General features: G+C 52.2%; 7 protein-coding genes. 5 read left to right on the plus strand and 2 right to left on the minus strand.

Annotated features, from left to right (window positions below; genetic code table 11):
• Nucleotides 1-158: 158 nt before the first annotated feature.
• The 5 genes from Q0277_RS07605 to Q0277_RS07625 are packed head-to-tail and all read left to right on the plus strand — an operon-like array spanning nt 159 to nt 6,435.
• Entirely contained in the window at nt 159-2,021 is a 1,863-nt protein-coding gene (locus Q0277_RS07605; protein ID WP_297996974.1) for an ATP-binding cassette domain-containing protein, read from the plus strand.
• A complete protein-coding gene (locus tag Q0277_RS07610) occupies nt 2,008-2,874 on the plus strand; it encodes a hypothetical protein (protein ID WP_297996976.1) in 867 nt (288 codons plus the stop codon). Before Q0277_RS07605 ends, Q0277_RS07610 begins: the two co-directional genes overlap by 14 nt.
• Nucleotides 2,871-4,544 (plus strand): ABC transporter permease, encoded by a 1,674-nt coding sequence (locus Q0277_RS07615; RefSeq protein ID WP_297996978.1) that lies wholly within the window; start codon nt 2,871-2,873, stop codon nt 4,542-4,544. Before Q0277_RS07610 ends, Q0277_RS07615 begins: the two co-directional genes overlap by 4 nt.
• Entirely contained in the window at nt 4,541-5,347 is an 807-nt protein-coding gene (locus Q0277_RS07620) for a hypothetical protein (RefSeq protein WP_297996980.1), read from the plus strand. Before Q0277_RS07615 ends, Q0277_RS07620 begins: the two co-directional genes overlap by 4 nt.
• The gene (locus Q0277_RS07625) at nt 5,344-6,435 is read left to right on the plus strand and encodes an ABC transporter permease (RefSeq protein ID WP_297996982.1); all 1,092 of its coding nucleotides are present in this window, start codon (nt 5,344-5,346) and stop codon (nt 6,433-6,435) included. The genes Q0277_RS07620 and Q0277_RS07625 overlap by 4 nt, the downstream gene beginning before the upstream one ends.
• Nucleotides 6,436-6,701: 266 nt before the next feature.
• On the opposite strand, the gene Q0277_RS07630 is transcribed toward Q0277_RS07625, so the two are convergent.
• Both Q0277_RS07630 and Q0277_RS07635 read right to left on the minus strand, forming a co-directional pair.
• Nucleotides 6,702-7,484, minus strand: coding sequence for a hypothetical protein (locus tag Q0277_RS07630; protein ID WP_297996984.1), 783 nt, complete (start codon nt 7,482-7,484; stop codon nt 6,702-6,704).
• A gap of 143 nt (nt 7,485-7,627) precedes the next feature.
• On the minus strand, nt 7,628-8,085 hold a 458-nt coding region (locus Q0277_RS07635), incomplete at its 5' end, for a hypothetical protein (RefSeq protein WP_297996986.1).

Here is an 8,085-nt window from a genome sequence, read left to right on the forward strand (position 1 = left end):
CGGCGGTCACCAAACTAAGACGCCGTAGCGGCTGCGAAACCACGATGTCTCGGCGGCTGTAGAAGCAAGGCGTCGCGATAAAGAGCGCCTTTTCGGCGTGCGTAGGTCTCGTTCGTCGCGCCAAGCGACGGGCGAGTAAATAAAATTTGGAGCTAGGCTTGGATCTACTAAATATCGTAAATTTAAAGAAATTTTACCTGCGAGAGGATCGCAGCAAAAACGTCGTTTTTGAAAATTTCGATCTGCGAATTGGCGACGCGCCGCGGCTCATCAGCCTCACGGGCCCCGACGGCGCAGGCAAATCCACGCTTTTAAAGCTCATCTGCGGCATCATCGCGCCCGATTACGGCGAGATAAAATTTGCTGGCTTCACCCCTAGCGGCGAAAATAAAGAATTCGTCAGCGCAAACGGCTATATGTCGCAGAGTCTGGGGCTTTACGAGGAGCTTAGCGTCTGGCAAAATTTAAACATTTTCGCGGGCCTAAAAGGGCTCGATCTAAAAGACGGCGAGGAGTATCTGCGCGGGCTTTTGCGCCGCGTAGGGCTTTTGAAATTTAAAGATTACGCCGTGGATTCGCTCTCCGGCGGGATGAAACAAAAGCTAGGCGTTGCCTGCGCGATTGCGGCTCGTCCGCGGCTTTTAGTGCTTGATGAGCCGACCGTCGGCGTCGATCCGCTCTCGCGCAGCGAGCTATGGGCGATCGTGCGCGAATATCTGGATCAAAGCGGCGCGAAATGCATATTTTCGACGGCATATTTCGATGAGGCGGCGGATGCCGATCTGACGCTGATTTTGCTCGGCGGCAAGATCATAGCGCAGGAGCGCGCCGTAAAGATCACCGCGGCGCTGCGGGAGCATACCTTTCGCATTGACGGCGAGGATTATCAGCGCCTGGCGCGCCGCTTGATGTTTAAGACGCAGAGATTTTTAAAAAACTCCCCGCTCATCGACATCTGCCCCAGAGACGGCAGCGTCGATCTGCTAAGCGATGAGCCAATAAGCCTGCGCGATCTGCAGGAGTTTTTAAACGCGAGCCTAGAGGGTGATGATGAAAATACAGAGCGCGAAAACGGGGGCAGCGAAAATTTTAAAATTTTAAATGAAAGCATAAAATTTGACGAGGGCATTAAATTTAACGAAAACGAAAGCGCTAAATTTAAACTGAGCCCGCGCGAGGCGAGCCTGGAGGATGCGTATATTTTTTTAAACAAAGCTGAAATCGGCGCGGCAAACTTCGGCTACGAAAAAAAGAGCTTCGATGCGGCTCAAACCGTCATCAAAGTGCGCGACGTGAGTAAAAAATTCGGCTCATTCACCGCCGTGGAAAATACGAGTTTCGAGGTCAAAAAGGGCGAGATTTTCGGCCTTCTGGGTCCAAACGGCGCGGGCAAGACGACGACCTTTCGCATGATCTGCGCGCTTTTGGGAATGAGCGGAGGCGAGATCTCTGTCATGGGCGAGGATCTGCGCTACGCCAAATCATCGATCAGATCGCGCATCGGCTACGTCTCGCAGAAATTTTCGCTTTATAAAAAGCTAAGCTGCTATCAAAATTTAGAGTATTTCGGCCGCAGCTACGGCATCGGCGGCATGGCGCTGAAGCGGCGCATAGAGGAGCTTTTGAGCGAGTTTGGCTTGCAACGGCTGCGAAACGAAACGTGGCAAAACCTGCCGTTCGGCGCGGGGCGCAACCTTTCGATGGCGTGCGCGCTCATCCACCGCCCCGAGATTTTGTTTCTCGACGAGGCCACCAGCGGCGCCGATCCGCTCTCGCGCAGACTCTTTTGGAACCGCATAAACGCGCTGGCGCGCACCGGCGTGAGCGTGGTCGTGACGACGCATTTTATGGAGGAGGCGGAGTATTGCGATCGGTTTTTGATCCAAGATCGCGGCAAAATCCTAGCGCTAGGCAGCCCCGACGAGGTCTGCGTGCAGCACGGGCGGCGGCTTAGCGTGCAGCAGGCCTTCATAAACGAGGTGCAAAAATTTAGAAGCGAGGCGGGCGATGAGGGCTTTTGATCTGAATTTTGCGCGAGCGGCGAAGATTTTTGATCCGAATTTTATGCGAGCCGGGCGAAAAGCTGCGCGCCCGCGCGATAAAATTCCAAGCAGCGCAAGGCTCTTGCGGGGCGATGAAATTTTAAACGGCGGCGAAATTTTGAGCGGCTTGGTTCTTAATGTCGGTAAAATTCTAAGCGACAGCGGGATTTTTAGCAGCGGCAAAATTTGGAGCGATAGTAAAATTTTAAACGGCGGTGAAATTTTAAGAGATTGCGAAATTTCAAGCGGTAGTGGAATTTTGAATGAGATGTCGCGCGGCGGGACACGGCGTGGATTTTTTAGATGGATACTGCGCGAGCTCCGCGGTGAAACAAGCCCGCTTCGTCTGCGCCGTAAATTTCAAAGCGCGAGCGGCTCGCAAACGGATTATAAATTTAAAAGGGCGACCGCTCTGCAAACAGATCGCAAATTTAAAATGGCGGTCAGCCTGCGAGTAGCTTGTAAATTTAAAGCCCTGGTGCAAAAATTTCATCGCGGATTTTGCGCTGCCGCAAAGCTTTTGCGTCAGAAATTCCGCGGCGAGACCGTGCTGCGCAACTGCTTAAAATTTCAAAGCCCGCCGTATGCGCTCGCGCGATTAAAATTTCAGGGCACGATGGGCGAAATAGGCACGAGCAGTCCGTCTGCGCCGTTAAAATTTCAAATCTCGGTTGCCGCACTTTTGCAATTAAAATTTTGGGGCGTGCCAAATGTGATCACACTGATAAAATTTCAAAGCGCGGTAGTCGCCGAATTTGCGCGATTTAAATTCCAAGGCTTATCGCGAGCGGCACAGTGGCACAAAAACCGAGCACAGGGGCAGGGCGGATGAATTTTACCTTTTTAAAAATCCTCGTAAAAAAGGAGTTTGCGCAGATCGCAAAGGACCGATCGGCGCTCGTGATCGCGTTTTTGATGCCGCTAATTTTGGTCGTAATCTACGGATACGCGATGCGAATGGACATAAAGCCCGTCAAGGTGGGCTTCGTAAGCGATCTGGGCTCCAAAATCGAGCGGGATCTGCTCGGCGGATTTTTGGGCTCAAAATACCTGCAAACCCGCGTTTACACGGACTTAGAGAGCGCGAGGAGGGATTTTAGGGCGCACGAGATCGAGAGCATTTTGTATTTTGATCCGCGCTTTGCGGCGAAATTTCAAAACACTTTGGGCGGACTCGGCGGCGCGGGCGGCGGCGTAAATTTAAATATCTTTAGCGACGAAAGCCTCTCCATGGACGGCGCAAGCGATATCCAAAATACGAGCGGCGCCGAAAATGTCCGTCCGCTTGAGGACGACAGCGCGGGCGCTAGCACGGAGAGCGGCATAAACACCTCTGCAGGCGGTACCGGCGCAAGAGGGGAGGGCTCATACGGCAACGGCTCAGAAGCGGGCGGCAGCGGAGTAAATTCAAGCAGCGCGACCGCAAATTCTAGCGGCGGTAGTATGGGCGCGACTGCAAATTCTAGTAGCGGCGCAGGCGACATAGGCGCAAATCAAGGCAGCATAAATTTAATAGGCGGCGCAGGCGATACGAATACAGGCCTCATCGGCGGTGCAGACGATACGAATACAGGCCTCATGGGTGGTGCGGACAATCTCCAAAATGAGAGCGGCGGCGCCAATACAAACCCTTACGCTAACGGCGCGGGCGGCGCTGCAAATAACGGCGGCGGAGCAAGCAGTGCAGGCGGCGTAGCAAGCAACTCAGACCAAGACGGCGCCGAAATTTTTCTTATCCAAAACGCCACGCAGTCGCAGCTTGCGCTTCTTAGCTACGTTTACGTTGCAGGCGTAATCGAGCAGGTTTTGGCGCAAGATTACGGCTTTTTAAACGCAAATTTAAACGCCGCGGCAAAGCCCGTCAGCGTGAATTATCGCAGCTGGTTCAACGAAGCCAACGAATCGACGTGGTATCTCGTATCTGCCGAGTACGTGGGGATTTTGGGGCTCATCTGCCTATTTATGGTCGCGGTCGTGATCTCGCGCGAATGGGACCGCGGTACGATCGCCTCGCTTTACAACTCCAACGCAAGCGCGCTTGAGATCGTCACTGCCAAGGTCGGCGCGTATTATTTCCTAGCGCTTTTGGGTGGCGCGATGACGCTCGTTTACGGGCAGGTGCTTTTAGGTATCCCGATCCGCGGCAGCGTGGCGATGCTGCTGGCGACGCTTTGCGTCTTCGTGCTGGAGATGACCTGCCTAGGCATGCTGATCTCGGCGATCTGCAAAAATCAATTCCTAGCGCAGGAATACGCCATCGTCATCGGCTACCTGCCCGTGACGCTGCTTAGCGGCATGATCTTCGATCTGCGCGGACTGCCCGCGGCGGTCAACTTCATCGGGCACCTGCTGCCGCCCACATACGCGGTCGAATCCTTTCGCATCTGCTTCCTCTCGGGCGGACAGAGCGCGACGCTGTGGGTAAACCTCGCCATTCAGGCGCTCGGAGCGGTTTTGTTTTTCAGCTTGTGCGTGCTTAGCGTAAAAAGGGGTGCACGATGAAATTTCTAAAATTTTCGCGCAAACAAACAGAGTGTGGATATGAAATTTTAAAATTTCTCGGCGCAAGAAGCTTTGTCTTACAAAGGGCGGCGGAGTTTTTAAATTTTATGCCAGCGCCGTCGCACAATGGATTTAGAATTTTAAAATTTACATCCGTGCCACGCAATCGGTTTGGAATTTTAAAATTTACGCGCGCTTCAGCGCGTCTTGCGGACACAGCGCAAAATTTTATATTGCAGCGTGGATTTAAAATTTTAAAATTTATTCAAGAGCTGCCGTTCGCTCCGCGCTGCGTTTTGCCGCGCGTAGATAGTGCCGAAACAGGGCGTGCGGCGCGGCTTACTTCGCAGCATACGCACGACGTGATAGAAAAACAGAGCGCGGTTAAGTTTAATCATGCGGGCAGATATTTGAATTCTGCGCGGCGCTACATAGCGCGATTTCGTAGCGCAGCTGCACGGCACGGCTACGAAGTAGGGCGCACGGAAAAATTTAGCAAATTTAGCCTCACAAACGCATTTTTAAATTTCATCTCCTTGCCGCCGCGTAAATTTAAACTTGCGCTTTTGAAATTTGCGTCCGAGGTGCCGCGCAATAGATCTGAAATTTTAAATTTCATGTTCGCGTCGTATAAGCTCAAGCTCGCGCTGCGGAAATTTACGCCCGAGCCGCGCAAAATTAAACCGACGCCCGCGGTGCGTTTAAATTTCGCTTTAAATTCCGTTCCGCCCGCCCGCGCCGTTAAATTTGAAAATGGCGTTAAATTTAAAGCTGCCGCTAAATTTAAAAGGGACGCGCGATGAACGCTCTGCGAAAATCACTGCTTCGAATTCGCGCACTGATAAAAAAGGAATTTTTGGCGATGTTTCGCGACAAGGGCACGCGCATGGTGCTGATCGTGCCGGTGCTGGTGCAGGCGATCATATTCGGCTACGGCGCGAATTTCACCCCTGAGCAGGTGCGCTACGCGATTTTGGACGACGCCCGCGATGCGACGTCCACCGCGCTGGTACAGCAGATCGCCGCTACGCCGATGTTTAAGACCGAACTTGGCTGCAAAGACCTAACCTGCCTGCGCCGCGCCGTAAGCGAGGGCGAAGCGATCATCGGGATCTATTTCGGCAGCGATTTTGCAAGCACGCACGAGCTTTTGATCATCGCAGATTCGCGCAATACGACCTCCGCAAACACCATCATCGGCTTCGTGCAGGCAATCGTGCAGGAATATAACTCGCAGCATTTTGTGAATTTAATCAGCATAAATCCGCGCTATGTTTTTAATGAAAACACGATCACGCGCTACACGATCATGACGGGTATGATTTTGGGGCTTTCGATGATTCAGGTGCTGATGCTATCGGCGTTTAGCGTCTCCCGCGAGCGCGAGGAGGGGAGCTTCGATATGATGCTGATGACGCCCGCGAACCCGCTTGAGATGCTAATCGGCAAGGCGACGCCGCCCGTGCTGATCGCGATCGCGCAGGGGCTCGCGCTGTTTTTGATCTGCGTATTTTATTTCGAAATTCCGTTCCGCGGGCGCTTTGTGGATCTTTTTGCGATTATCGCGATCTTTAGCGCCTGCAACGTAGGCATCGGCCTCGTGATCTCGACCGTCTGCAAAACCTCGCTACAATCGGTCGTGAGCTCGTTTTTGTTCCTGCTGCCGTGCATTATGATAAGCGGGCTGATAACGCCTACGGACGCGATGCCGCGGTGGTTTTACTACATCGCGCACCTCGATCCGATGTATTATGCCAACAACTGCATGTGGCGGATCTATCTGGAGGGCGCGGGCCTGGGCGAGCTGTGGCATCTCATCGTGCCGCTGCTGCTGATCGGGCTTGGCACGTTGAGCTTTGCGGCATCGCTTTTTAGAAATAAGCTGGATTAGGGATTTAGATCGGAATTTTAGTTTAGAATTTCAGCTGGAATTTTGGCTTGGATTTTGCTTCGTCGGAATTTTTGGATTGAACCTCTGCTTAAAATTTTAAATTGATCGCGGAATTTCGGCTTGGAATTTTGCCCTAAATTTTGCGCGTTCGTAGCGGATAAAATTAAATTAAAATTCCGTGTTTCCGCCCGATGAGCCGCGCGTCGCGATAAAATTCCGCGCTTTAAATTTTAAAAATTTTACGAAATTCCGTATTGCGAATAGAGTTAGAATTTAAATCCGGGGTTGCCCGGGCGTCTTGCGGCGGTCGTATCATCTGCGCTCACCTTGGAAGCGGGCTTTTTCGCATCGTCCGCGTCTGATTTCTTAAAAGCGGTGAGTTTGCTGTAAATGCTCGGTTTTTCGCCGTCCGCACCTAGCTTGGCGCCGTCAAGCTCGCTAGAATTTTCCGCACCGCATAACCTTGCGGGGTTGAATTTTATCCATGCTATGATTAGCAAAATCCCCGAAAATGCCGTTACCAGCGACGCTGCGATTAGATACAGCAGCGCGAGGATTACGCCTATTTTAGCTAGCGCGCCCGATACCGCTTCGCAGGGGCACGCCACGGACACCACTATGCCGTAGATTTTAAATAAATCCACGCCGCTAAGTGTGGCTAGGCGGCAGTTTAATACGCCCCAGATTATCACCGCCGCGCACGTCGAAAGGACGTAGAGCAGGGTGTAGAGTAGATCAAGCATCGCGCCCTCTTTTAGCGCTACTATCATGGCGCAGTAGCACAAAATAGCGACGATTGGGATACTTTCTATCAGCCTATAGGTCTTAACGAAGCGCACGCCTAGTGCCTTTTCTAGGCAAACGAAGCAGTCGTAAAATATCGCTAGTGTCGCTAGCAGCGCTAAAACTCTAAAAATCGCGACCGCGTCCTCGTCTATGTCGCTTACGCCCACCGTGCCGCTTATGCCGATGCCTAGCAAAATCACGGCGCCTAAAACTCCGCGGAATTTCGCCTTGCGAAGTAGATCTTGCTTTGAAATTTCTTTCATTTTTATCCTTTGAATTTTCTAAATTTACGCGCTATCTTGCGGCTTTGCTGCGTGCGGCGATGCTGCGCCGGATAGCGCGGCTTGGACGTTGCGGTTTAGACTTGCAAAAGCGCGCGGTCGCTGCAAAACGAAAGCGCTTCGGCTTAGGCGAGCTTTTCTATCTTGCTCCAGGCTAGTAGGTGCACGATGCCGGTTATTATGAGGGCGGCAAACGGCAAAAATTCCTTCAACGATGTGATGACTAAAGCCGCAACCGCATCGTCAGTTTGCGGCTTGGAATTAGCCAAGCCGAAGGGTCCCGCGCCGCACAGTATATTTAGCGCTAAAAACCCCACGCAGAGCCACACGTAGATCCGAAAGGTCATCACGCCGCTTACGCGCGCAAGCGAAAAATTTATGCGAAGCCACGCTACGATTATGTAGATTGCGGCTGCGGGCATCGCTAAATTCCATACAGTCTCTTCTATCATCTCTTTTATCGTTACTTCTCTGTAACAACCTGCCGGATAAAATAATAAAAGCGCCACGAAGCAGATGCAGATCATCACGCAGTTGCGGTAAAGCGCCGCCGCTTTTATGCCGCTAAGCATTGAAATTTTGC

Origin of the sequence: uncultured Campylobacter sp. (genome assembly GCF_938030815.1) — a bacterium.
GTDB lineage: Bacteria > Campylobacterota > Campylobacteria > Campylobacterales > Campylobacteraceae > Campylobacter_B.

Coding starts and splice junctions, on each gene's coding strand:
- Q0277_RS07610 (WP_297996976.1), top strand. CDS start 2,008: ATGAGGGCTTTTGATCTGAATTTTGCGCGAGCGGCGAAGATTTTTGAT.
- Q0277_RS07615 (WP_297996978.1), top strand. CDS start 2,871: ATGAATTTTACCTTTTTAAAAATCCTCGTAAAAAAGGAGTTTGCGCAG.
- Q0277_RS07620 (WP_297996980.1), top strand. CDS start 4,541: ATGAAATTTCTAAAATTTTCGCGCAAACAAACAGAGTGTGGATATGAA.
- Q0277_RS07625 (WP_297996982.1), top strand. CDS start 5,344: ATGAACGCTCTGCGAAAATCACTGCTTCGAATTCGCGCACTGATAAAA.
- Q0277_RS07630 (WP_297996984.1), bottom strand. CDS start 7,484: ATGAAAGAAATTTCAAAGCAAGATCTACTTCGCAAGGCGAAATTCCGC.